The 21,925-nt window shown below is 70.3% G+C and carries 25 protein-coding genes; 9 read left to right on the plus strand and 16 right to left on the minus strand.

The window, feature by feature from the left end; translation table 11 throughout:
* Positions 1–222 precede the first annotated feature (222 nt).
* Together FCI23_RS03170 and FCI23_RS03175 are read left to right on the plus strand one after the other, a co-directional pair.
* Positions 223–1,287: a type III polyketide synthase gene (locus tag FCI23_RS03170; RefSeq protein ID WP_136721874.1), complete on the plus strand. Its 1,065-nt coding sequence runs from the start codon at positions 223–225 to the stop codon at positions 1,285–1,287.
* Positions 1,288–1,439: 152 nt separating this feature from the next.
* Positions 1,440–2,030: an acetyl-CoA carboxylase biotin carboxyl carrier protein gene (locus tag FCI23_RS03175; RefSeq protein ID WP_246143256.1), complete on the plus strand. Its 591-nt coding sequence runs from the start codon at positions 1,440–1,442 to the stop codon at positions 2,028–2,030.
* A 185-nt stretch (positions 2,031–2,215) separates the two neighbouring features.
* Here FCI23_RS03175 and FCI23_RS03180 read toward each other — a convergent pair whose 3' ends face one another.
* Entirely contained in the window at positions 2,216–3,004 is a 789-nt protein-coding gene (locus tag FCI23_RS03180; protein WP_136721876.1) for an AraC family transcriptional regulator, read from the minus strand.
* A 71-nt stretch (positions 3,005–3,075) separates the two neighbouring features.
* Between FCI23_RS03180 and FCI23_RS03185 the strand changes: the two genes are divergently transcribed.
* Positions 3,076–3,891 carry a phytanoyl-CoA dioxygenase family protein gene (locus FCI23_RS03185; protein ID WP_211265185.1) on the plus strand — a complete coding sequence of 272 codons (816 nt, stop codon included), beginning with the start codon at positions 3,076–3,078 and terminating at the stop codon, positions 3,889–3,891.
* Positions 3,888–4,193 carry a hypothetical protein gene (locus tag FCI23_RS03190; protein ID WP_136721877.1) on the plus strand — a complete coding sequence of 102 codons (306 nt, stop codon included), beginning with the start codon at positions 3,888–3,890 and terminating at the stop codon, positions 4,191–4,193. The genes FCI23_RS03185 and FCI23_RS03190 overlap by 4 nt, the downstream gene beginning before the upstream one ends.
* A gap of 109 nt (positions 4,194–4,302) precedes the next feature.
* Here the strand turns inward: FCI23_RS03190 and FCI23_RS03195 are convergent, their stop codons facing one another.
* A complete protein-coding gene (locus FCI23_RS03195) occupies positions 4,303–4,581 on the minus strand; it encodes a helix-turn-helix domain-containing protein (protein WP_136721878.1) in 279 nt (92 codons plus the stop codon).
* A 49-nt stretch (positions 4,582–4,630) separates the two neighbouring features.
* Between FCI23_RS03195 and map the strand changes: the two genes are divergently transcribed.
* Entirely contained in the window at positions 4,631–5,398 is a 768-nt protein-coding gene (gene map, locus FCI23_RS03200) for a type I methionyl aminopeptidase (protein ID WP_136721879.1), read from the plus strand.
* The gene (locus FCI23_RS58120) at positions 5,395–5,538 is read left to right on the plus strand and encodes a hypothetical protein (protein ID WP_211265186.1); all 144 of its coding nucleotides are present in this window, start codon (positions 5,395–5,397) and stop codon (positions 5,536–5,538) included. The genes map and FCI23_RS58120 overlap by 4 nt, the downstream gene beginning before the upstream one ends.
* A gap of 131 nt (positions 5,539–5,669) precedes the next feature.
* Here the strand turns inward: FCI23_RS58120 and FCI23_RS03210 are convergent, their stop codons facing one another.
* Entirely contained in the window at positions 5,670–6,503 is an 834-nt protein-coding gene (locus FCI23_RS03210; protein WP_246143298.1) for a pentapeptide repeat-containing protein, read from the minus strand.
* Positions 6,504–6,838: 335 nt separating this feature from the next.
* Positions 6,839–7,294: a carboxymuconolactone decarboxylase family protein gene (locus FCI23_RS03215; protein WP_136721880.1), complete on the minus strand. Its 456-nt coding sequence runs from the start codon at positions 7,292–7,294 to the stop codon at positions 6,839–6,841.
* Positions 7,295–7,371: 77 nt separating this feature from the next.
* Here FCI23_RS03215 and FCI23_RS03220 point away from each other — a divergent pair, with 77 nt between their 5' ends.
* Positions 7,372–8,256, plus strand: coding sequence for a sigma-70 family RNA polymerase sigma factor (locus FCI23_RS03220; RefSeq protein ID WP_136721881.1), 885 nt, complete (start codon positions 7,372–7,374; stop codon positions 8,254–8,256).
* A 63-nt stretch (positions 8,257–8,319) separates the two neighbouring features.
* On the opposite strand, the gene FCI23_RS03225 is transcribed toward FCI23_RS03220, so the two are convergent.
* From FCI23_RS03225 to FCI23_RS03280, 12 genes are all read right to left on the minus strand, one after another.
* Positions 8,320–8,712: a YccF domain-containing protein gene (locus tag FCI23_RS03225; protein WP_136721882.1), complete on the minus strand. Its 393-nt coding sequence runs from the start codon at positions 8,710–8,712 to the stop codon at positions 8,320–8,322.
* Positions 8,709–9,569: a zinc metalloprotease HtpX gene (gene htpX / locus FCI23_RS03230; protein ID WP_136721883.1), complete on the minus strand. Its 861-nt coding sequence runs from the start codon at positions 9,567–9,569 to the stop codon at positions 8,709–8,711. The genes FCI23_RS03225 and htpX overlap by 4 nt, the downstream gene beginning before the upstream one ends.
* A 106-nt stretch (positions 9,570–9,675) precedes the next feature.
* Positions 9,676–11,178, minus strand: coding sequence for an NADH-quinone oxidoreductase subunit N (locus FCI23_RS03235; protein WP_136721884.1), 1,503 nt, complete (start codon positions 11,176–11,178; stop codon positions 9,676–9,678).
* Positions 11,178–12,755, minus strand: a complete 1,578-nt coding sequence (locus FCI23_RS03240; RefSeq protein WP_136722018.1) for a complex I subunit 4 family protein — start codon at positions 12,753–12,755, stop codon at positions 11,178–11,180. Before FCI23_RS03240 ends, FCI23_RS03235 begins: the two co-directional genes overlap by 1 nt.
* A gap of 9 nt (positions 12,756–12,764) precedes the next feature.
* Positions 12,765–14,753, minus strand: coding sequence for an NADH-quinone oxidoreductase subunit 5 family protein (locus FCI23_RS03245; RefSeq protein ID WP_136721885.1), 1,989 nt, complete (start codon positions 14,751–14,753; stop codon positions 12,765–12,767).
* Entirely contained in the window at positions 14,750–15,121 is a 372-nt protein-coding gene (nuoK, locus tag FCI23_RS03250) for an NADH-quinone oxidoreductase subunit NuoK (RefSeq protein WP_136721886.1), read from the minus strand. Before nuoK ends, FCI23_RS03245 begins: the two co-directional genes overlap by 4 nt.
* Positions 15,121–15,711 (minus strand): NADH-quinone oxidoreductase subunit J family protein, encoded by a 591-nt coding sequence (locus tag FCI23_RS03255; RefSeq protein WP_136721887.1) that lies wholly within the window; start codon positions 15,709–15,711, stop codon positions 15,121–15,123. Before FCI23_RS03255 ends, nuoK begins: the two co-directional genes overlap by 1 nt.
* Complete coding sequence (locus FCI23_RS03260; RefSeq protein ID WP_136722019.1) at positions 15,708–16,289, minus strand: NuoI/complex I 23 kDa subunit family protein; 582 nt, start codon at positions 16,287–16,289, stop codon at positions 15,708–15,710. Before FCI23_RS03260 ends, FCI23_RS03255 begins: the two co-directional genes overlap by 4 nt.
* A complete protein-coding gene (locus FCI23_RS03265) occupies positions 16,289–17,251 on the minus strand; it encodes a complex I subunit 1/NuoH family protein (protein ID WP_136721888.1) in 963 nt (320 codons plus the stop codon). The genes FCI23_RS03260 and FCI23_RS03265 overlap by 1 nt, the downstream gene beginning before the upstream one ends.
* Positions 17,248–18,093, minus strand: coding sequence for an NADH-quinone oxidoreductase subunit C (locus FCI23_RS03270; RefSeq protein ID WP_211265187.1), 846 nt, complete (start codon positions 18,091–18,093; stop codon positions 17,248–17,250). Before FCI23_RS03270 ends, FCI23_RS03265 begins: the two co-directional genes overlap by 4 nt.
* Positions 18,090–18,719, minus strand: coding sequence for an NADH-quinone oxidoreductase subunit B (locus tag FCI23_RS03275; protein WP_136721889.1), 630 nt, complete (start codon positions 18,717–18,719; stop codon positions 18,090–18,092). The genes FCI23_RS03270 and FCI23_RS03275 overlap by 4 nt, the downstream gene beginning before the upstream one ends.
* Entirely contained in the window at positions 18,710–19,078 is a 369-nt protein-coding gene (locus FCI23_RS03280) for an NADH-quinone oxidoreductase subunit A (protein ID WP_136721890.1), read from the minus strand. The genes FCI23_RS03275 and FCI23_RS03280 overlap by 10 nt, the downstream gene beginning before the upstream one ends.
* A 192-nt stretch (positions 19,079–19,270) precedes the next feature.
* On the opposite strand from FCI23_RS03280, the gene FCI23_RS03285 reads away from it, so the two are divergent.
* Positions 19,271–20,443, plus strand: coding sequence for a sensor histidine kinase (locus FCI23_RS03285; RefSeq protein ID WP_136721891.1), 1,173 nt, complete (start codon positions 19,271–19,273; stop codon positions 20,441–20,443).
* A 111-nt stretch (positions 20,444–20,554) separates the two neighbouring features.
* Positions 20,555–21,895, plus strand: a complete 1,341-nt coding sequence (locus tag FCI23_RS03290) for a sensor histidine kinase (RefSeq protein ID WP_136721892.1) — start codon at positions 20,555–20,557, stop codon at positions 21,893–21,895.
* Positions 21,896–21,925: the final 30 nt, after the last annotated feature.

Genomic DNA, 21,925 nt, shown 5'->3' on the forward strand with positions numbered 1-21,925 from the left:
CCGTGGCAGAACCGATCTGCCCATTACGGCGAGACCTCGATCTTCGACGGTGGGCCGCCCGTCCGCGCCTACAGGCGTATCGATCTCGACGCCGTTGGAACGCTGGCGATGTGTTCGTTGCCGTTCCGCACACGCGGCGCCGCAGCGGCTGGCGCCGGCCGGTAAGGCTTCGGACCCGGCATAGCCGCACCAGGTGGACCACCGTCCGCTAGGAGGAGATCCATGGCGATTTTGTGCAAGCCGGCAATCGCGGTCCCCGAGTACGTCATCACCAATGACGAAACCCTCGAACTGGCCCGAAGGTTGCACGCCGACCATCCGCAGCTCGAACTGGCTCTCAGTCTGATCGAGCACACGGGTGTGCAGAAGCGGCATCTGATCCAGCCCATCGAAAAGGTGCTGCAGCACCCGGGTTTCGATGCCCGCAGCGCCACCTACGAGGCGCAGACCAAGTCCCGCGTCCCGGCCGTGGTGCGTCAGGCGCTCGTGGAGGCGGAGCTCGACGCGACGCAGATCGACATGATCATCTACGTCTCCTGCACCGGCTTCATGATGCCGCCACCAACCGCCTGGCTCATCAACACGATGGGCTTCCGGCCGGAGACGCGGCAGATGCCGATCGCCCAACTCGGCTGTGCCGCAGGCGGCGCCGCCATCAACCGGGCCCACGACTTCTGCAGGGCGTACCCCGAGTGCAACGTGCTCATCGTCGCCTGCGAGTTCTGCTCGCTGTGCTACCAGCCCACCGACCTGAGTGTGGGATCGCTGCTGTCCGACGGGCTGTTCGGCGACGGGATCGCCGCCGCCGTGGTCCGGGGCACCGGTGGCACCGGGATCCGCCTGGAGCGCAACGGCTCGTACATCATCCCGAACACCGAGGACTGGATCTCGTACGCCGTCCGGTCCACGGGCTTCCACTTCCAGCTCGACAAGCGCGTGCCCGGGACCATGGAACCACTCGCCCCGGCCCTGAGCGCCGTCGCGGAACAGCACCAGTGGAACGCCAGCAAGCTGGACTTCTACATCATCCACGCGGGCGGCCCGCGCATCCTGGACGACCTGAGCCGCTTCCTGGACGTGCCGCCCGAGGCATTCCGCTTCAGCCGCGCCACGCTCACCGAGTACGGCAACATCGCCAGCGCCGTGGTGCTCGACGCCTGTGCCCGCATGTTCGACGAGGCATCGGCCCTCGACGGCCAGCGCGGGCTGATGGCCGGCTTCGGGCCTGGCATCACCGCCGAAATCGCCCTGGGCACCTGGACCTCGGATCCCGCGGCATCGGAATGAACCCGCGACGCTCGCGCTGCCACCGGTATGCGGGAAGACATCCGTCCCCTGCGCGGCCGGCTGGTGCCGTGGGAGCCGAAGCGGTGGAAGCGGCCGCACGGGCCGCTTCCACCCGCTTCGGCGTCGATAGAGACGCAAAAAGAAGGTGCGTCGTGACACTGGACAGCGAGAAGAAGAACCTCCGCGACTACGGCCACCCGGCGGGGCACGTCATCAGCACCACCCGGTCGGGCCCGACGACGTTGGACTCCGTGTGCCGCAATGTGACGGAACTGGCCAAGGCCGCGCCGAAGCCGCCGCGCAGGATCAGGCTCCAGCACGGGCTGACCACGGTCGAGGTCGAGTGGCCGACCCCGGAGAAGGCGGGCAACGCGCCCGCCTCCTCCGGGCGGGTCCCCGCTCCCGAGGAGCCGGGACCCGCCGCGGCCCGGGAGGAGCCCCCCTCCGGCCAGGAGCAAAAGGACGGGCTGCGGTATGTGTGCGCCTCCATGCCTGGCACCTTCCACCACTCCCCCCAGCCGGGCGCACCGCCGTTCGTCTCGGTCGGCGATGTGGTCCGGCCCGGACAGACCATCGGCATCCTCGAGGTGATGAAGATGATGAGCCTGGTCGAGGCGGACACCGACGGACGGATCGTGGAGATCCTCGCGACGGACGCCCAGTCCGTCGCGCGCCAGGAGCGGCTCATCGCCATAGCGCCGGCGAGCCGGACAGAAGAAGAGGTGATCATTCGCACGGCATGACCGAATTGCCGGTTCCGGGGTGGTAGGCACGTCGTGTCGCGCACCGAGATGCTCGCCGGCGCCGGGCGGGCACGGCTGTCGACCTGGTCCGATCGACCCGCGACCGGATGCTCGACGCCCTTGCCCGCCACGTAGCGGACGTTGAGGATGTCGCCCTCCACCGCGGGGGGTCGGTGCGTCGTTTTCTACGCTACGCCGCCGACCCCTCCGTACCGTCGCACCGTCCGGGGTGAGCCGCCCAGTTCCCGGTGGCAGGCCTTGTTGAAAGCCTGCAGGTCGGGGATGCCGACAGTGGCGGCGATCGCCGGGATGGAGAGGGTCGACTCGCGCAGCAGGTGCCGGGCCCGCTCCAGGCGGCGGCGCCGGATGTAGCCGACGACGGTGCCGCCGGTCTCGGCACGGAAGAGCCGGGTGAGGTGGTTGTGCGAGATCCCGGCGGCGCGGGCGACAGCGGGGACGGTGAGCGGGTGGGCGAGGTGCGACTCGATGTGGGTGATCGCGGCCGTCATGGCCGGGTGCGGGCCCGACTGCGGGGGCGGCGTGAGGTGGGCGACCCGCCAAAGGGCGGCCCAGACCTCGGCGGTGACCCGGCCGGGCGCGGTGGGGGCGGCCGCGATGGCTTGCAGCATCGCCGCGTTGAGGGCGGGCAGCCCGGCCCCGGCGTCCTGCATCACCGGGACGGAGCGGGGCGTGCCGGTGGTGGCGGGCAGTCGCAGGTGCGCGTAGAGGTGCTCGGAACGGTCCCGGTGATAGTGGTACCGGACGGTCGTCGCCGGCGGTACGAGACTGACCCGGCCGGGGCGGATGGCGTACGCAGTGCCGTCGACGGTCAGATCGGCGGCGTAGCGGTAGAGGTGGAGCTGCCAGAGGTCGGGGAGCCGGAACACATCCGTGTGCCCGGCGGGGCCGTGGACGCCGACGCCGATATTGACGACCCTAGGGGGCGCGTCCAGATGGACCAAGACCGCTTCCATGGTGAAAAACTACCAGCAGTGGGTGAGTACCACCCACACGCGGGCCGTACTCACCGGCCTAGCTTGGACGCATGGCAACCAGTGAGAGCTTGTTGACCTCCGTCCAGATGGCCCACTTCGTCGCGCACGGCTCGCTGCGCGTGGACGCGGTCGTCCCGGAGGAGATGAACGCCGAGGCGCTCGGCGTCCTCGCGGCGGGGATCCCCGCCGTCCCCTACGGCACCCCCGTGCCGCAGGCCTACCCGGAGGGCTCCTTCGCCCGCCGGCTCGTCGAACTCCCCGTGGTGGCAGGGGCCCTGCGCAGTCTCGTCGGCCCCGAGCCGACCATCGACCACCACGCGGTGCACATCCGTGAGCCGCGCGAGGGCAACGCCCAGCCGCTGCACGGCGACGCCATCATCGACGTGCGCCCCGACGCCTTCGACGTCCAGCTGATGTACTACCCGCAGGACGTCACCCTGGACATGGGCGGCACGCTGAGCGTGCCGGGCTCCCATCTGCGGCGGACCAACGAGACCGACACCGGGCGCTACCAGAATCTGCTGGGGCAGACCCGGCTGGTGTGCCCCGCAGGCACCGTGGTGTTTCTGCACCACGGGATCTGGCACGGCGGGCGGCGCAACGACAGCGATGCCGTCCGCTATATGTTCAAGATCCGCTTCAACCCGACCGTTCGGCAGCAGCTGCTCTGGGACACCGCCGATCTGGACGATCCCGCCGTGGCGGAGGAGTTGCAGCGCGGCTTCCCCTGGTACGAGGGCGCCACCGCCCGGCTGGAGATCTACAACCGGATCAAGCTCTGGCGCGCCCTGACCGGCGACGAGTCCTTCGACCTGGAGTACTGGATGACCCGGAGCTCCAACCGCCCGCAGAGGAGCGCCGTATGACCACCGCCACGACCTCCGCCGCGAACGCCCTCCGGCAGCAGGTGCTGGTGCTCTACCTGAACACGTCGGCCCTCGACGCCGAAGTCGTCGGCTGGTCCTTGTACGACGGTACGGGCCTCACGTCGCCGACCACCGGCGACAGCGACGAACCGCCATACGGGACGGGCGTCGACGCCCTGCGGGACGGATGGCGGCTGATCCAGGCGGCGCAGCTGATCCCGCCCTACCCGGGGCACGAGTACGACACGTCCTTCCTGAAGCACGAGTTCCTCTTCGAGAAGCTGGTTGCCCTGCCGTCGTAGGCGAGCAGGCGGCGGTGGCTCCTCCCCGAGGCGGGCGGCCGGCGCTGCCGGGTCCGCGAAGCGGCCGCCCGTCACACCCCGATCAGACGTACCGCGTCCGGCCCCGCGCTCACGCCGAGATCGCCTCCGCACCGCCCTCGGCGGCGCCGTCCGCGCAGGCGGCGGCCAGCTCGTCCAGCGACAGGTCCAGCGCGGAGGCCAGGGCCGCCACGGTGAAGAAGGCCGGGGTCGGCGCCCGGCCGGTCTCGATCTTGCGCAGCGTCTCCGCGGAGACGCCGGCCGCCGCGGCCACCTCCACCATGCTGCGTTCACCACGGGCCTGACGGAGCATCGCGCCGAACCGCTCGCCGCGGTCCCGCTCCCACGGGGTCAAAGGAACTCTCACCATGTCTGTGATACTAATACCGGTATAAGTATTGGTTGAGGAGGCACGGGACATGGTGGAGATCAAGACCGACGCGGCGCTGGAAGCGATGCGCGAAGCCGGGCGCGTCGTGGCACACGCCCTCGCCGCCGCCCGTGCGGCCGCAGCCGTGGGGACCCGCCTCCGCGAGCTGGACGAAGCGGCCCGCGCCGTCCTGAGCGAGGCCGGCGCACGCTCGCCCTTCCTGGGCTACCGGCCCTCTTTCGCCCCGACCCCCTTCCCCGCCGTCATCTGCGCCTCCGTCAACGACGCCGTCGTCCACGGCATCCCCGACGACTACCGCCTGCGCGACGGCGACCTCGTCAGCATCGACTGCGGCGCCGAACTGGGCGGCTGGACCGGCGACTCCGCCATCTCCTTCACCGTAGGCACCCCGCGCCCCGCCGACCTGGCCCTGATCGCCGCCACCCAGCAGGCACTCGACGCCGGCATCGCCGCCGCCACCACGGCCAACCGCATCGGCGACATCTCGCACGCGATCAGCACCGCCGCCCGCGCCGCCGGCTGCGGCATGCCCACCGATTTCGGCGGCCACGGCATCGGCCGCCGCATGCACGAAGACCCGCACGTCCCCAACCACGGCCGCCCCGGCCGCGGCTTCCCGCTCCGCCACGGCCTCGTCCTCGCCATCGAGCCCATGCTCATGGCCGGCGGCCGCGACGAATACCGCACCGCCCCCGACGGCTGGACGCTGCGCACCATCGACGGCAGCCGGGCCGCCCACATCGAACACACCGTCGCCATCACCGACGACGGCCCCCAGGTCCTCACCTTGCCGTGAGCGCGGCCGGCCGCGAGTTCGCGCACGACGCCGGCGAATCCCTGGACGAGCGGGTTGTCCGCGCCGTCCACCCAGGCGAGGGCGACCCGCAAGGGCTCGACGTCGGTAAGCGGGCCCAGGAGAGTTCGGGGCGGGCGTAGTACCGGTCCATGCTGGAGGGCGCGAAACAGATGGCGGTGCCTTCGGCCACCTGCTCCAGCACACTACGCGGCCGCGCCGCCCGCCGTCGAAAACGCGGGGCTTCGCCGCAGGTAGGCGAACCGGGCCAGGGCTACCAGTGGGCGGGGCGGGTGAGCGTCGGGGGCAGTTTGGTGGCGGCATCCCCCTTGGCCGCGTTGAGCTGGGCCTGGGTGAGGAAGATGCTTCCGGTGAGGTCGGCGCCGCTCACGTCCGCGTCGCGGAAGTCCGCTCCGATCAGGTCGGCCGCTCGCAGGTCGGCGTTCTTGAGGTCGGCAGCTATGAGGTAGGCCCCGCGAAGATTGGCGCCGCGCAGGTTGGCGCCTGCGAGTTTGGCCCCGATGAGATCGGCTCCCCGGTGGTTCTTCTTGCGGCCCGGGACGCCTGCCCGCACCAGTTCGCTGGTGCGCAGCAGCAGAGCGTTGACGTCGCTGCGGAGCGCCGCCACGTCCGTCTCCGCGAGCGATTCGGCGCTGCTGAGGGTGAGGCGTTCGGTGTTGTTCAGCGCTGCGCGGAGATCGCCGTGGACGGGGCGGGCCGGCGGCAGTGCGAGTGCTTCGGTCAGGTACCAGAGGAGTTCGTGGAGTTGCCGCATGACGGGGAACACCTCGAACATCCGGTGTGCGGTGCGCGGGGCCTGCCGCCAGTCCTGTCCGTCGAAGGTGACCTGGGAGACCTTCTGTCCCGCCCCGAAGCAGTCGAAGACGGTGCAGCCGGAAAAGCCCTGCTCGCGCAGGCCCGCGTGGATGCCGCAGCGGAAGTCCGCTCGCAGGTTTGTGCAGGGCTGCCCGGCGCCCTTGTCGACCGCGAAATCGGCCGAGGCGGCGAAGGGCAGCGCGACACAGCACAGTCCGAAGCAGTTCGCGCAGTCGGCCTGCAGGTTGAGACGGTCCCGGTCGGGGGAAGGGGCTTCGTGCTTCTGGGACAACGTCACTGATCTCCTGCCACAGGGTGAGCACCGCTTCCCCTGCCATGCGGTGGACGAGGACTCCATTCTCTCCGACGGGGAGGGTCCTTCTGGCCGCTGCTTCGTGCCGACCGTGCGCAGCACGGCGAGAACCAGTGCGCGGGTCACTGTGGTCTCCCCGGCATGAACGGCCAATGGGCACCTGGGGAGGCTACGGTCGGTCCTACCGACAATCAATACATGACCCTGGGCGCCGTGGACGCACCGCAGACGCGCTGATTTATATGCCGGCCAGGGGCATCCTGCACCTGGAGCAGGGCATTCAGCGCGTCCGCGGGACGCCCGTCGCCGCTGTGCTACCAGCCCGCGCCGGCGACCTGCTTGGTGGTGGCGTTGAGGCGGTTGAAGAGGTTGCTCACACCGATCATGAGGATCAGGGCCGCCAGCCCCTGCTCGTCGTAGTGTTTGGCGGCCTCGTCCCAGATCTCGTCCGGTACCGGGTCCGTCCGGTCGCTGAGCCGGGTGGCGGCCTCGGTGAGCGCCAGCGCGGCACGTTCGGCGTCGGTGAAGTAGGGCGCTTCCCGCCAGGCCGCCACCGCGAAGAGCCGCTCGTCGCTCTCGCCTGCCTTCTTGGCGTTGCGCGCTCCCCCGTCGACGCAGACGCTGCAGCCGTTGATCTGGCTCGCGCGCAGGTGGACAAGTTCGAGCGTCGCCTCGGGCACGCCGCCCTTCTTCGTGGCCTTGAGCACGCCGAGGATGGCGGGCATGGCCTCAGGAATGACCATTGCGGGGTTCTGCATCCGTGCCTGCATGGTTGCTCTCCTCGTGTCACATCGGCTGGGATTCATTCGTCACTGCTCTGACGGATCGCGACGAGGGAATGTGACCTATGGACGAGCACGATTTTCTGGCCGAACGCTTCGAGGCACACCGCACCCATCTGCGGGCCGTGGCCTACCGGATGCTCGGCTCGCTGAGCGAGGCGGACGACGCCGTCCAGGAGGGCTGGCTGCGGCTCAGCCGCTCGGACGCCGGCGAGGTCGAGAACCTGGGCGGATGGCTGACCACCGTCGTCGGCCGGGTCTGTCTGGACATGCTGCGCTCACGCACATCGCGGGGCGAGGAGTCCCTGGAGGTGCATGTGCCCGACCCGCTCGTGAGCAGCTCGGAGGGGATCGACCCCGAGCACGAGGCGCTGCTTGCCGACTCGGTCGGCCTCGCGCTGCTCGTGGTGCTGGAGACGCTGGCGCCCGCCGAGCGGCTCGCGTTCGTCCTGCACGACATGTTCTCCGTGCCTTTCGACGAGATCGCTCCCATGGTGGGACGCACCCCGACCGCGGCGCGGCAGCTCGCCAGCCGCGCCCGCCGCCGGGTGCAGCGGACGGCCTCGGCCCCCGACGCCGATCTCACCCGCCAGCGAGAAGTCGTGGACGCCTTTCTTGCCGCCTCGCGCGGCGGTGACTTCGACGCGCTGCTCGCGGTGCTCGACCCGGACGTCGTGCTCCGTGCCGACACCGGTGCCGGGCTTGTGGGCGTATCGCAGGTGCTCCGCGGTTCGCGGGCGGTGGCCGGTCAGGCGCTCGCCTTCCAGAGGTTTTCCGGGTTCGCACGACCGGCACTCGTCAACGGGGCGGCAGGAGTTGTCACGGCCTTGGACGGACAGCCGCTTGCGGTCATGGGCTTCTCGATCATGCGTGGGAGGATCGTCGAAATCGACATTCTGGCCGACCCCGAGCGCCTGCGCCGGCTCGACCTGAGGGTCCTCGGCGACTGACGAGCCAACCCGGCTGACTTGCCCGCCGGCCGGCCCGCCCCGGGCCAACCCGGCTGCCGCTGCTCAGCGCGTCGCGAACGGCTGGTCGGAGGGGACGATTTCGCGGCCCAGCGGCATCAGGGAGATCGGGATCAGCTTGAAGTTGGCGATGCCGAGCGGGATTCCGATGATCGTGACACAGAGGGCGATTCCCGTGATGACATGGCCGATCGCGAGCCAGATGCCGGCGAGGACCAGCCAGATGATGTTGCCGACGAAGGAGCCGACGCCGGCGTCGCGGCGCTCGACGGTGGTGCGTCCGAAGGGCCACAGGACGTAGTTGGCGATCCGGAGGGACGCGATGCCCCAGGGAATGGTGATGATGAAGACGAACATCAGCAGGCCCAGCAGGGCGTAGCCGATGGCCATCCACAGGCCGCACAGGACCAGCCAGACCAGATTGAGAATCGTTCTCACGGGCGGTGACCTGCCATTTCCTCAAGTCGGGCGATGCGCTCGGCCATGGGCGGATGGGTCGAGAAGAACTTGGAGGCGTCGCCGGGGCGGAACGGGTTGGCGATCATGAGGTGGCTGGTGGTCTCCAGCCTGGGCTCGGGCGGGAGGGGGAGCTGCTTGGTGCCGATGTCGAGCTTGCGCAGGGCGCTGGCAAGAGCGAGGGGATCGCCGGTAAGGCGGGCGCCGGAGGCGTCGGCCTCGTATTCGCGGGAGCGGCTGACGGCGAGCTGGATCAGGGAGGCGGCGAGGGGACCGAGGATCATCATGAGGAGCATACCCAGGATGCCGGGGCCTTCATCGTCGTCGGAACGGCCGATGGGGATGAGCCAGGCGAAGTTGACGAGGAACATGACCGCGGAGGCCAGCGCGCCGGCGACGGAGGAGATGAGGATGTCGCGGTTGTAGACATGGCTGAGCTCGTGGCCGAGGACGCCGCGCAGTTCGCGCTCGGTGAGGATCTGGAGGATGCCCTCGGTGCAGCAGACGGCGGCGTTGCGCGGATTGCGGCCGGTGGCGAAGGCGTTCGGCGCCGGTGTCGGCGAGATGTAGAGCCGGGGCATGGGCTGGCGGGCGGCGGTGGAGAGCTCGCGGACGATGCGGTAGAGCTCGGGGGCCTCGAATTCGCTCACGGGCCGGGCGCGCATCGCGCGTAGAGCGAGCTTGTCGCTGTTCCAGTACGCGTAGGCGTTGGTACCGAGCGCCACGACGAGCGCGATGATCAGTCCCGTACGGCCGAAGAGACTGCCGACGATCAGGATGAGTGCGGATAGTCCGCCGAGGAGTACGGCGGTCTTCAACCCGTTGTGCCGGCGGTGCACGGTGCGCCCTCCAAGGTGTACGTCAGGGGTCCCACTTCTCCCCTTTAGGAGAACCTCCTGTACGTGGCAACGCCACCGGAAGGGAGTTAGTTCCCTTGTGCACCGCTCACAGAAGGCTCGCCGCGGCGAAGCGGAGGACGAGCTGGGGGGCGCCCGAGAGCGCCACGGCGAGGGCCGCGGCCACGGCGATGGCCGCGGTCAGGGGGGCGGGCGTTCGGGTGGCGGGGGCGCTCTCGCCTTCGGGGCGGACGAAGAGGAGTGCGGTCCAGCGCAGGTAGTAGACGAGCGCGATGACGACATTGACGGCCATGAGAACGGCGAGCCAGCCGAGCCCGGCGTCCACGGCGGAGGAGAAGACCGCGACCTTGGCGAAGAGGCCGATGATGCCTGGCGGGAGTCCGGCCAGGCAGAGCAGGAAGAAGGCCAGGGAGAGGGCTGCAAGCGGACGCGTCGTATATAGGCCGCGGTAGTCGGTGAGCCGGTTCGCCTTATATGTGCGCGATACGAGGGCTGCGACGGCGAAGGCGCCGAGGTTCACGGCCGCGTACATGAGCGCGTAGGCGACGGTGGTGCCGATGTGGTCGGTGGTGGAGTACGCGGAGGCGGCGATCGGGACGAGCAGGTAGCCGGCCTGGCCGATGGAGGACCAGGCCAGCAGCCGGACGGCGCTGTGCGGGGCGTCGGGGCGCTCGCGGAGGGCGGCGACATTGCCGACGGTCATGGTGAGGGCGGCGAGGGCGGCGGCGGCCGGGCCCCAGATGGCGTCGTACGGCTTGAAGGCGACGACGGTGACGAGGATGAGGCCGGAGAAGCCGACCGCCTTGCCGACGACGGAGAGGTAGGCGGCGATGGGCAGCGGGGCGCCCACATAGGTGTCGGGCACCCAGAAGTGGAAGGGCGCGGCGGCCAGTTTGAAGGCGAAGCCGACGAGGGTGAGGGCGGCGCCGGCCTTGGCGAGGGTGGTGAGCTGCGGATCGACGCCGGGGAGGGCGTGGGCGATGGCGGTGAGATGGAGGGTGCCGGTGGCGGCGTAGACGAAGCTGACGCCGAGGAGGGTGACGGCGGTCGCGGCGACGGAGGAGAGGAAGAACTTGAGCGCGGCCTCACTGGAGAGCCGGTCACCGCGCCGGATTCCGACGAGCGCGAAGGTGGGCAGTGTGGCGACTTCCAGGGCGACGACGAGCGTCGCGAGGTCTCGGGAGGCCGGCAGCAGGGCCGCGCCCGCGACGGCGGAGAGCAGCAGGAACCAGTACTCCCCGGCGGGCAGCTCGTCCATGGTGTGCATGGACAGCAGGGCGGTGAGCAGTGCGCCGCCGATGACGAGGAGCTGGATGACGAGGGTGAAGTGGTCGGCGACGTAGGAGCAGTCGCGGGGGCTGGTGGTGAGGCAGAAGGTGGTGTGGTCGCCGTCGGTGAGCGGGAGCAGCGAAAGCCCGGCCAGGAGGAGGCCGCCGATGGTGAGCCGGCCGAGCAGTGGTTTGCGCCGGTCGCTGAGGAAGAGGTCGGCGACGAGGACGACGAGTGCCACGACGGCCGTGATGGTCGGCGGGGCGATCGCGATCCAGTCGACGGACTGGATGACGGAGCCGGAGGCGGCCAGGGTGCTCATCAGTTTCCTCCGAGGAGGGTACGCACGGCCGGGTCGGTGAGGCCGAGGAGGACGGCGGGCCACAGGCCGGCGAGGACGGTGAGGGCGACCAGCGGGGTCCAGGCGGCGAATTCGTAGGTCTGGATGTCCGCCAGGACGGGCTGCGGGGCGTCAGCCGTCTCGCGCTCGCCCATGTTGACGCGGCGTACGACGACGAGCAGATACGCGGCGGTGAGCAGCGTCCCGAAGGCGGCGATCGCGGTGAAGGTGAGGTAGGCGCCCCGGTGGAGCCCGGCGGCGGGCTTGAAGGCGCCGAACATGGCGAGCATCTCGCCCCAGAACCCGGCGAGGCCGGGCAGACCGAGGGAGGCGACTGCGGCGAAGGCGAGCAGGCCGCCGAGGCGGGGGGCCTTGCCGTAGAGGGCGGCGCCGGTGTGTCCGGCGAGGGTGTCGAGGTCGCTGGTGCCGTAGCGGTCCTTGAGGGCGCCGACGAGGAAGAAGAGCAGGCCGGTGATGAGGCCGTGGGCGATGTTGGCGAAGAGCGCGCCGTTGACGCCGGTGGGGGTGAGGGAGGCGATGCCGAGGAGGACGAAGCCCATGTGGCCGACGGAGGAGTAGGCGATCAGCCGTTTGAGGTCGCCGCCGGAGCCGCCTCGGGCGAGGGCGAGGCAGGCGAGGGAGCCGTAGATGATGCCGATGACGGCGAAGGCGGCGAGGTAGGGCGCGTAGGTGTGGGCGGCGCCGGGGGTGATGGGCAGGACGATGCGTACGAAGCCGTAGGTGCCCATTTTGAGCAGGACGCCCGCGAGGAGCACGGAGCCGACGGTGGGGGCGGAGGTGTGGGCATCGGGGAGCCAGCTGTGCAGCGGCCACATCGGGGCCTTGATCGCGAGGCCGAGGCCGATGGCGAGGGCGGCGATCAGTTGCGTGGTGTGACTGAGGTGTCGCCCCGCGTGAGAACTGTCAGTGGCGAGTGCGACCATGTCGAATGTGCCCGCCTTCAGCCCGATGAGGAGCAGGCCGAGCAGCATGATAACTGAGCCGAGGAGGGTGTAGAGGATGAAGCGGAGAGCGGAGCGCTCGCGGCCCGCACCGCCCCAGCGGGCGATGAGGAAGTACATCGGGATGAGGACCATCTCGAAGGCCAGGAAGAACAGCATCAGGTCGAGCACCGCGAAGGTGGCGAGGGTGCCCGATTCGAGGAGGAGGAGCAGCGCGACAAAGGCTTTGGGGCTTGGGCCTTCCGGCATTTTGAAGTAGCTGTACAGAGCGCAGAGGAAGGTCAGCAGCGCGGTGAGTACGAGGAGGGGGAGGCTGATGCCGTCGATGCCGAGGTGGATCCGGATGCCGAGTGCCGGGATCCAGCTGATGTCGGTGCTGGCCTGCATCTTCGCCGGGTGGCCGTGGTCGAATCCGGCGGCGAGGGCGATCGTGAGGGCGAGCACCGCGCCGGTGATGGTCACGCCGTGGCGGAGCACCGCCTGGTCGGGGTTCTTGCCCTTCAGACCGGGCGGGGCGGGGAGCAGTGCGCCGCCCGCGCCGAGCAGCGGCAGCAGGACGACGGCCACGAGGAGGTACTGGAGGACGGTGTCGTTCACGGTCACGGCTTACGCTCCGACAGCTACGAGGACGGCGAGTACGACGGAGCCGGCGAGCAGCACGCTGAGATAGGTCTGCACATTCCCGGTCTGGGCGCGACGGACGGCCGCGCCGAGCAGCCGGGGTCCGGCGCCGGCACCGCTGACGTATGTCTCGACGACCTCGCGGTCGAGGAAGCGTACGAGGGTGGCCGCGGCGAGCACGGGGCGGACGAAGAGCGCCGCGTAGACGGCGTCGAGGTGGAAGCCGTGGGCCGCGTGGCGGTGCAGCGGGCCGAGCAGGATCCGGCCGGGGTCGGCGGGGTCGCGGGCGGAGGCGATGTCTCCGTAGACCTGCTGGTGGGTGGCGATGGCGGCTTCCTCGACGAGGGCGGGCTCGGTCTCCTCCGGCGGAGCGGCGACGACGGCGCCGATGGGCGTGGTGCGGCGGCGGACGGCGGCGGACTGCCAGGCGCCGTAGGTGGTGAGGACACCGACGAGGGCGAGGCCGGTGCCGAGGATGGAGGTGGTGAGGGTCGGGTTGAGCGAGGTGCCGTCGAACCAGTCCGGGAGGGCGCCTGCGGTGGCGCCGAAGCCGATGGTGGCGACTGCGAGCACCCACAGGACGGTGGTCATGACGACGGGTTCGCGCCCGTGGTCCTCGACCTCGACGCCCTGGCCCCGGAAGGCCAGGAGGAAGAGGCGGGTGGCGTAGCTCGCGGTGAGGACGGCGGTGAGGAGTCCGGCCACCAGGACTGTCCAGCCGACGGCGGACGGGATGTGGTGGGCGTGGCCGCCGGCGGCGTGCTCGGCGGCGCGGAGTACGGATTCCTTGGAGAAGAAGCCGGAGAAGGGGGGTAGCGCGGCGAGGGCGGCGAGGGCGATGCCCGTGGTCCACATGGTGTCGGGGATGCGCTTTCCGAGACCGCCCATGCGGGACATCGCGGCCAGGGAGTTGGTGCCGGAGGCGTGGATGACGACGCCAGCGGCGAGGAAGAGCAGTGCCTTGAAGACGCCGTGGGAAAGGAGGTGGAAGATGGCGGCGCTGCGGTCGCCGACGGCCAATGCCCCGGCCATGTAGCCGAGCTGACCAATGGTCGAGTAGGCGAGGACCCGCTTGATGTCGTCCTGGGCGAGGGCGGCCAGACCTGAGCCGATCATGGTCACGGCGGCCATGACGGCGAGTACGGCGAGCGCGGCCGCGGAGGAGGTGAAGACCGGCAGCAGGCGTGCGACGAAGTAGATGCCGGCCGCGACCATGGTGGCGGCGTGGATCAGCGCGGAGACGGGCGTGGGGCCTGCCATCGCGTCGGGCAGCCAGGTGTGCAGCGGGAACTGCGCGGACTTTCCGGCGACTCCGGCGAGCAGCAGCAGCGCGACCAGGGTCGGGTGGGCGAGCTCGCCGTGGGCGGCGGCGGTGAGGATGCCGTTGATCCGGAAGGTTCCGGCGTCGGTGGCGAGGGCGAAGACACCGATCAGGAAGGGGACGTCGCCGAGTTTGGTGACCAGGAACGCCTTGAGCGAGGCGGAGCGGGCAGCCTCGGTCTCCCAGTAGTGGCCGACCAGGAAGTACGAGCAGATGCCCATGATCTCCCAGCCGACGAGCAGCACCATCAGGTCGCCGGAGTAGACGACCAGGAACATGGCGGCGGTGAAGAGGGAGACAAGGGCGGCGTAGGAGGGGTAGCGGGGGTCGTCGCGCAGGTAGCCGGTCGAGTAGATCTGGACGCAGGTGGCGACGAGGCCGACAAGGACGGCGATCAGGACGGCGAAGCCGTCCAGGTGCAGGGCGAGGTCGATCGGCACGGAGCCGGTCGGGGCGAGCCGGTGGGCGGCGTCGGTCGCCGGGCCGGTGCCCTGCCGGGCGGCGACGATCGCGGCGATCACGAAGGCGGCGGCTGTCGGCAGCACGGCGACCGGTCGTACGAAGCCGGGGGCCCGGCCACCGAGCAGCAACCCGGCGACGGCGCCGAGGAAGGGAAGGATGGGTACGAGGGCGGCGAGGGTCGTCAGGGTCACGCGGCGGCCTCTGCCTTCTTTTCGGCCTCTTCTGCTTGATCTTCTCGTCCCGGTCCGCCTGTTCGTTCGGCGAGATCGGTGAGTTTGTCGACATCGGCGGTGCCCCGGTTGCGGTACACGAGCAGCACGATCGCCAGGCCGATGCCGATCTCGGCGGCGGCGATGACGATCACGAACAGCGTGAGCGCCTGGCCGCTGTGGAGCTTGTCGCGGAGCCAGACGTCGAATGCGACGAGGTTGAGGTTGACCGCGTTGAGCATCAGCTCGACCGACATCAGCACGAGGATCGCGTTGCGCCTGGCGAGTACCCCGTACAGGCCGATCGAGAAGAGGAGGGCGGCGAGCACGGCGGGATAGGCGAGGTGCATCAGCGCGGTGCCCTTCCGTTGGCGGCGGAGGTGGTGGTGGAGGAGGAGGAGGAGGAGGAGGAGCGGCGGGAGAGGACGATGGCGCCGACGAGCGCGGCGAGGAGCAGTACGGAGAGCGCCTCGAAGGGCAGCACCCAGTGGCTGAAGAGGATCTCGCCGGTGACCTTGGTGGAGCCCTGCGCGGCGCCGTCCAGATTGATCCAGGTGGCCCGGAAGGCGTCCACGACGACCCAGACGAGGGTGGCCGCGGCGGCGACCGCCACCACGAGCGCTGCCCATCGATTGCCGGAATCCGCGTCCGGGGAGCGGCCGATGGGCGCCCTGGTCAGCATCAGCCCGAAGAGGAGGAGCACCACGACGGACCCCACATAGATCAGCACCTGCACCCACGCGATGAACTCCGCGGTGAGCAGGAGGTACTCCACAGCGAGGCCGCCGAGCGCGACCACCAGCCACAGGGCGGCGTGCACCAGCTGCTTGGTGGTGACGGTCACCAGTGCCGCGCTGAGCGTCGCGATGCCCACCAGTACGAACGCGATCTCGACGCCGGTCGGGGACAGGAAGCCATGGCTTTGGGCGGCGAGCGTCATGCGTCGCCCTCCGGCTGCTCCTGGGCGGGCTCCCGCGCGGCGGTGGCAGCGGCTGCTGCGTCGGCCTGCTTCTCGGCGGTCTTGCGGGCGGCGGCGATCTCCTTGGGCTCCTCCGCGCCGGGGTCCAGCGCCGGGGGTGCGGGCACCGTCCACATCCACTCGCGGAGCTTGTCGCGCTCATGGGTCAGTTCGAGGATGTCGGTCTCCGCGTACTCGAACTCCGGGGACCAGAAGAGCGCGTCGAAGGGACACACCTCGATACAGATGCCGCAGTACATGCACAGCGAGAAGTCGATCGCGAAGCGGTCCAGCACATTGCGGCTGCGGTCGCGGCCGCCGGGGACGGAGGCCGGCACTGTCTCCTTGTGGGAGTCGATGTAGATGCACCAGTCGGGGCATTCCCGCGCGCACAGCATGCAGACCGTGCAGTTCTCCTCGAAGAGCGCGATGACGCCACGGCTGCGGGGCGGCAGTTCGGGCTGTGTCTCCGGGTACTGCGCGGTGACCGAGCGGCGGGTCATCGTGCGGAGGGTGACGGCGAGGCCCTTGGCCAGGCCGGAACCGGGAATGGCCATGATTACTGGATCACCACCTTGACGACGCCGGTGAGCGCGATCTGGAGGAGGGAGAGCGGAATGAGGACGGTCCAGGCGAACTTCTGCAGCTGGTCCTCGCGCAGCCGTGGGTACGTCACCCGCAGCCAGATGACGACGAAAGCGAGGACCGCCGTTTTGAGCAGGGTCCACAACCAGCCGATGCTGTCGGACCACGGGCCGTGCCAGCCGCCGAGGAAAAGAACGGTGGTCAGCGCGCAGAGCACGACGATCCCTGCGTACTCGGCGAGGAGGAAGAAGGCGAAGCGCAGGCCGGTGTACTCGGTGTACGCCCCGAAAATGATCTCCGAGTCGGCGACCGGCATATCGAACGGCGGCCTCTGAAGCTCCGCGAGGCCCGCCGTGAAGAAGATGAACGCCCCGACGATCTGCCACGGCGTCCACCACCACTGGTACGCCTGGACGATGCCCGGCAGCGAGAGCGTCCCGGCCGCCATCGCGACCGACGCCGCCGCGAGCACCATCGGCAGCTCGTACGCCATCAGCTGCGCGCCGGTGCGCAGGCCGCCCAGCAGGGAGTACTTGTTCGCCGAGGCCCAGCCCGCCATGAGCGAGCCGAGGACGCCGACGCCCAGCACGGCGAGTACGAAGAACAGGCCCGCGTCGATGGCCTGGCCGACGAAGCCGTGCGGGCCGACCGGGATGACGATCAGGACGAGGAGGTACGGCAGGAGCGCCACGGCGGGCGCGATCTGGAAGACCTTCCGGTCCGCGTCGGCGGGGACGATGTCTTCCTTCTGTGCGAACTTCACACCGTCCGCGACGAGCTGGGCCCAGCCGTGGAAGCCGCCCGCGTACATCGGGCCGAGGCGGCCCTGCATGTGGGCCATGACCTTGTGCTCGGTCTGGCCCACGGCCAGCGGGAGTACCAGGAAGGCGACCAGGACGGCGAGCAGTCGCAGGATGACGTCGAGCACGTCGTTCACTGGTTCTCGCCTCCCTCGGTGGTGCCGCCTGCGGCGGGCTTGTCTCCCCCGGCCTCCTGTGGCTGCTCCCATGGCGCGTCCGGCGTGGGCGGGGCTGCGGGCTGGGCCCGCTGGCTCGCGGAGCCTTCGCTCACGCTGCGGGCGCGCCGGGCGGGGCGCTCGCCGGACGCAGCGCCTGCCGCACCCGCCGCACCCGCCGCGCGGGGAGTGCGGGCGGCACGGGACGGGGCGGGGGGAAGTTGGCCTTTGAGGGGGCCCCATTCGTTGGGGTCGGGGACGCCCGGGGGGAGCATCTGGCGGCGCTTGGGGCCGCCGGACGCCCCTCCCACCGCAGGTTCCCCCGGCTCCTTGGCGCCGGGCCAGGCCTTGGCGACGCGCGCGGCCAGGATGAAGTCCTTGCGCAGGGGATGGCCCTCGAAGCCTTCGGGGAGAAGGAGCGGCACGAGGTGCGGGTGGCCGGTGAAGGCGATGCCGAACATCTCGTACGTCTCACGCTCGTGCCAGGCGGCACCGGCGTAGACGCCGGTGGCGGTGGGCAGGGCGGGTCCCTCGTGCGGGAGGGCGGTGCGCACCAGAAGCCGGCGGACGGCCAAGCCGCCGGACGGATCCGGGAGCGCGACGACATGGGCGCAGACGCGGAAGCCGGTGCCGGGCTCGTCGACGGCGCTGAGCCAGTCGAAAAAGGTGCAGCCGAGGGTGGAGCGGGCGGTCTCCAGGGCTGCGGTCCACGATCCGGCGGGGACGTCGATGGTGAGCAGGCCGTACGCCTCCTCGCCCGTCGCCTCCTCGCCGAAGAGTTCGGTGACGGCCGTGGGCAGCCAGCCGATGGCGGTACCGGTCACTGCCTGCCCTCCGGTGCCGCGACCAGGCCGCTCTGCAGGGCGGCGGCGGGCGGGCGGGCCGCGCCGGAGGCGGCGTAGCGGTCGCCGAGCGATTCCCGGGCGATCTTCTCCTGGAGCTTGAGAATGCCCTGGAGCAGCGCTTCGGGCCGGGGCGGGCAGCCGGGTACGTAGACATCCACGGGGATGATCTGGTCGACGCCCTTGGTGACGGAGTACGAGTCCCAGTAGGGCCCGCCGCAGTTGGAGCAGGCACCGAAGGAGATCACGTACTTGGGCTCGGGCATCTGCTCGTAGAGCCGCTTGACGGCCGGGGCCATTTTGTCGGTGACCGTGCCGGAGACGATCATGAGGTCGGCCTGGCGCGGCCCGGGCGCGAAGGGGATGACGCCGAGCCTGATGAAGTCGTGCCGGGCCATGGAGGCGGCGATGAATTCGATGGCGCAGCAGGCCAGCCCGAAGTTGAAGACCCACAGGCTGTAGCGGCGGCCCCAGTTGAGGACCACCTTCATCGGCTCGGGGGCCAGACGGGACAGTGTGCCGAGGCGGCGCGGCTCCGGCAGGTCCACGGGTACTGCGGGCACGGCGGGCTCCACGGCGTTCACGGAGTCCACAGGGTTCACGTCCATTCGAGGACGCCCTTCTTCCAGGCGTACAGCAGACCGACAGCGAGGAAGCCGAGGAAGACGAACATCTCCACCAGTGTCGCGCCGCCGTATCCCTTGGCGGCGAAGACCGTCGCCCAGGGGAAGAGGAAGATCGAGTCCACCGCGAAGACCACGTAGAGGAAGGAGTACACGTAGTAGCGGATCTGGGTGTGCGCCCAGCCCTCACCCACCGGGTCGACCCCGCATTCGTAGGTAAGCAGCTTCTCCGGCGTCGGCACGACAGGGCGGAGCAGCCGCCCGGCCCCGAAGGCCACGGCGACAAAGAGCACTCCGACCACCGCGACCAGGCCGACGACCGAGTAGCCGTGGAAGTAGTCCACGTCCGTCCGCCCCTTTACTACCTCGTGTCCAGCGATCCCGGTGGATCTTTAGACGATCTGTACGGAGGGGAGTCTAGGCCCTGCCTATGAAGAGGGAAGCAACCGCGTTCGACAGCGGTCGGGATAACCCCACCTTGTCCAGTCCTGCGGGCTCCATGGCGCGACCGGGCCGTCCGGCGGCAGGCTGGGCCCATGATTGCCCGCGCCGATACTCCTGCGCCCGAAGACGCCGCTGCGCTGCCGCCCCTCCGGCCACCGCTGTCGGCGGCTACCTGGAAGGAGATCAGCTTTCTGCTGACAAACCTACCGGTGGATCTGGTCGGCTTCATCTATGTCGTGATCCTGTTGACGCTGGGCATCGGCCTCTCCTTCACCGTGGTCGGCCTGCCCGTGCTGGCCACCGGTCTGATCGGCTGCCGCTTCCTCGGCCGGCTCGAGCGCGGGCGGGCGCGGGCACTGCTCGGCGTGCACGTCGACCGGCCGACGCCGTGGCGGCGCCGGACGCTCGGCTTTCTGCCGTGGCTGTGGGCGTCGCTGAAAGACCCGGTGGCGTGGCGGCACGCCCTGTACTTCTTCATACGGCTGCCATGGGGCATCGCCACCTTCACCGTAATACTCGTGTCGCTTTTCGTGGCATGGCCGGTGCTGCCCTGGCTGGCGCGCGGGCTGGCCAACGCCGACCGCGCGATGGTGCTTGGGCTGCTGTCGCCGTCGAACGAGCTGGAGCGGCGGATAGCCGAGCTGGAGTCCGACAGGGGGGTCGTCGTCGACACGGTCGCCGCCGATCTGCGGCGGATCGAGCGCGATCTGCACGACGGGGCGCAGGCGCGGCTGGTCGCCCTTGCCATGGACCTCGGGCTGGCGAAGGAGAAGCTGCTGGACGGCCAGGCCGACGAAACCGTGGCCAAGATGATCGACGACGCCCATGGGGAGGTCAAGCTGGCCCTTCAGGAGCTGCGCGATCTGGCGCGCGGCATCCATCCGGCGATCCTGACCGACCGGGGGCTGGACGCCGCGCTGTCCTCGGTCGCGGCCCGGTGCACCGTGCCGGTGGCCGTTGCGGTGGATCTGGCGTCCCGGCCCGCTGCCGCGATCGAGGGGATCGCGTACTTCACCGTCTCGGAGCTGCTGCAGAACGTCAGCAAGCACAGCGGCGCGGCGACCGCCGGCGTGGAGCTCTGGCGGTCCGGCGACCGCCTGATGATCCAGGTCCGGGACGACGGGCGCGGCGGCGCCGAAGCCGCCTGCGGTACGGGGCTGGCCGGCCTGGCGGCGCGGCTCGGGGCGGTCGACGGGCTGCTCGTCGTCGCCTCCCCCGTCGGCGGGCCGACCACGGTCACCGCCGAGCTCCCCTGGCGCGCGTAGAGGTAGGGATATCCCCCGGCCGAAGAGGCCGATCGGCACCATGGGCGGGCAAGCGATGTTCCGGGACGCTGAAAGCGCAAAGCCCACCGCTCATGAGGGACGGTCGCGATCATGGACTACGGCGACAACGACGCCTACGGCTTCCCGTCGGAGACACGGCGGCACCGCCTGCCGGCGGTATTGCGCGCTCCGGTGGAGGCCCGTACCTGGCGGGAGTTCCTGTACCTGCTGCTGAATCTCCCGATGGGGATCGTGGGCTTCGTCTACGCCGTGACGATGCTGTCGCTGGGCGCGGGCCTGCTGGTCACGTTCCTGGGGGTGCCGGTGCTGGGGGCGCTGCTGGCCGGGTGCCGCGGCCTCGGCATCGTGGAGCGGGCACGGGCGCGCAAGCTGCTGCGGCACGATGTGCCGGAGCCGGCGCGGACGCCGGGGCGGGGGCAGGGGTTCATGGCGTGGCTGGGGGCGCAGTTCAGGAGCGGGGTGTCGTGGCGGCATGTGCTGTACTGCCTCGCGCACTTCCCGTGGGGGGTGTTCAGCTTCGTCCTGTCGGTCACCCTCTTCACATACGGCTGGGGCGCCTTCACGTACCCGCTGTGGAAGTGGGTCTTCCCGGCCTACCTCGGCCAGCCCGGCGTGCAGTTGTACGGAGACGGGCACGGCCGGAGCTGGTACCTGGACTCGCCGCTGGAGCAGTTGGCCACGTCCGGCATCGGGCTGGTGATGGTGCTGGGCACGCCGTGGGTGATCCGGGGCATGGCGTACGTCGACCGGGGGCTGGTGTCGGGGCTGCTCGGTCCGGCGGGGCCGACGGCGCTGGCCACGCGGGTGACCGAGCTGGAGTCGGACCGTGGGGTCGTCGTCGACACGGCGGCGGCGGACCTGCGGCGCATCGAGCGGGACCTCCATGACGGGGCACAGGCACGGCTGGTGGCCCTTGCCATGGACCTGGGCCTGGCAAAGGAGAAGCTGACGGAGGACCCGGAGGCGGCGGCGAAGATGGTCGGCGAGGCACACGGGGAGGTGAAGCTGGCCCTTCAGGAGCTGCGGGACCTGGCGCGTGGCATCCACCCGGCGGTACTGACGGACCGGGGCCTGGACGCGGCACTGTCGTCGCTGGCGGCGCGGTGCACGATGCCGGTGTCGGTGGAGGTGGACCTGCCGGCCCGGCCGGTGCCGGCGATCGAGGGGATCGCGTACTTCACGGTCTCGGAGCTGCTGCAGAACGTCAGCAAGCACAGTGGGGGTTCGCGGGCGACGGTGGATGTCTGGCGGGCGGCGGACCGCCTCATGATCCATGTGAGCGACAACGGGCGCGGTGGCGCGAGCGCGGACGCCGGTTCCGGGCTGGCGGGGCTCACGGAGCGTCTCGGCGCGGTGGACGGGGTGCTGGCGGTGGACTCCCCGCCGGGCGGCCCGACCAGGATCGCGGCGGAGCTGCCCTGGCGCGTGTAAGAGGCCGCACAGGACCGGAAGGCGTTGACG

Source organism: Actinacidiphila oryziradicis (assembly GCF_005047355.1).
Taxonomy (GTDB): Bacteria; Actinomycetota; Actinomycetes; order Streptomycetales; family Streptomycetaceae; genus Actinacidiphila; species Actinacidiphila oryziradicis.

Bases quoted from the DNA above. Each gene is read 5' to 3' on its own strand.
- FCI23_RS03180 (WP_136721876.1), bottom strand. From the start codon at position 3,004: ATGGAAGCGGTCTTGGTCCATCTGGACGCGCCCCCTAGGGTCGTCAAT.
- FCI23_RS03235 (WP_136721884.1), bottom strand. From the start codon at position 11,178: ATGAGCACCCTGGCCGCCTCCGGCTCCGTCATCCAGTCCGTCGACTGG.
- FCI23_RS03190 (WP_136721877.1), top strand. From the start codon at position 3,888: ATGACCACCGCCACGACCTCCGCCGCGAACGCCCTCCGGCAGCAGGTG.
- FCI23_RS03215 (WP_136721880.1), bottom strand. From the start codon at position 7,294: ATGCAGGCACGGATGCAGAACCCCGCAATGGTCATTCCTGAGGCCATG.
- FCI23_RS03285 (WP_136721891.1), top strand. From the start codon at position 19,271: ATGATTGCCCGCGCCGATACTCCTGCGCCCGAAGACGCCGCTGCGCTG.
- FCI23_RS03275 (WP_136721889.1), bottom strand. From the start codon at position 18,719: ATGGACGTGAACCCTGTGGACTCCGTGAACGCCGTGGAGCCCGCCGTG.
- FCI23_RS03255 (WP_136721887.1), bottom strand. From the start codon at position 15,711: ATGACGCTCGCCGCCCAAAGCCATGGCTTCCTGTCCCCGACCGGCGTC.
- FCI23_RS03195 (WP_136721878.1), bottom strand. From the start codon at position 4,581: ATGGTGAGAGTTCCTTTGACCCCGTGGGAGCGGGACCGCGGCGAGCGG.
- FCI23_RS03220 (WP_136721881.1), top strand. From the start codon at position 7,372: ATGGACGAGCACGATTTTCTGGCCGAACGCTTCGAGGCACACCGCACC.
- FCI23_RS03170 (WP_136721874.1), top strand. From the start codon at position 223: ATGGCGATTTTGTGCAAGCCGGCAATCGCGGTCCCCGAGTACGTCATC.
- map (WP_136721879.1), top strand. From the start codon at position 4,631: ATGGTGGAGATCAAGACCGACGCGGCGCTGGAAGCGATGCGCGAAGCC.
- FCI23_RS03290 (WP_136721892.1), top strand. From the start codon at position 20,555: ATGGACTACGGCGACAACGACGCCTACGGCTTCCCGTCGGAGACACGG.
- nuoK (WP_136721886.1), bottom strand. From the start codon at position 15,121: ATGCACCTCGCCTATCCCGCCGTGCTCGCCGCCCTCCTCTTCTCGATC.
- FCI23_RS03185 (WP_211265185.1), top strand. From the start codon at position 3,076: ATGGCAACCAGTGAGAGCTTGTTGACCTCCGTCCAGATGGCCCACTTC.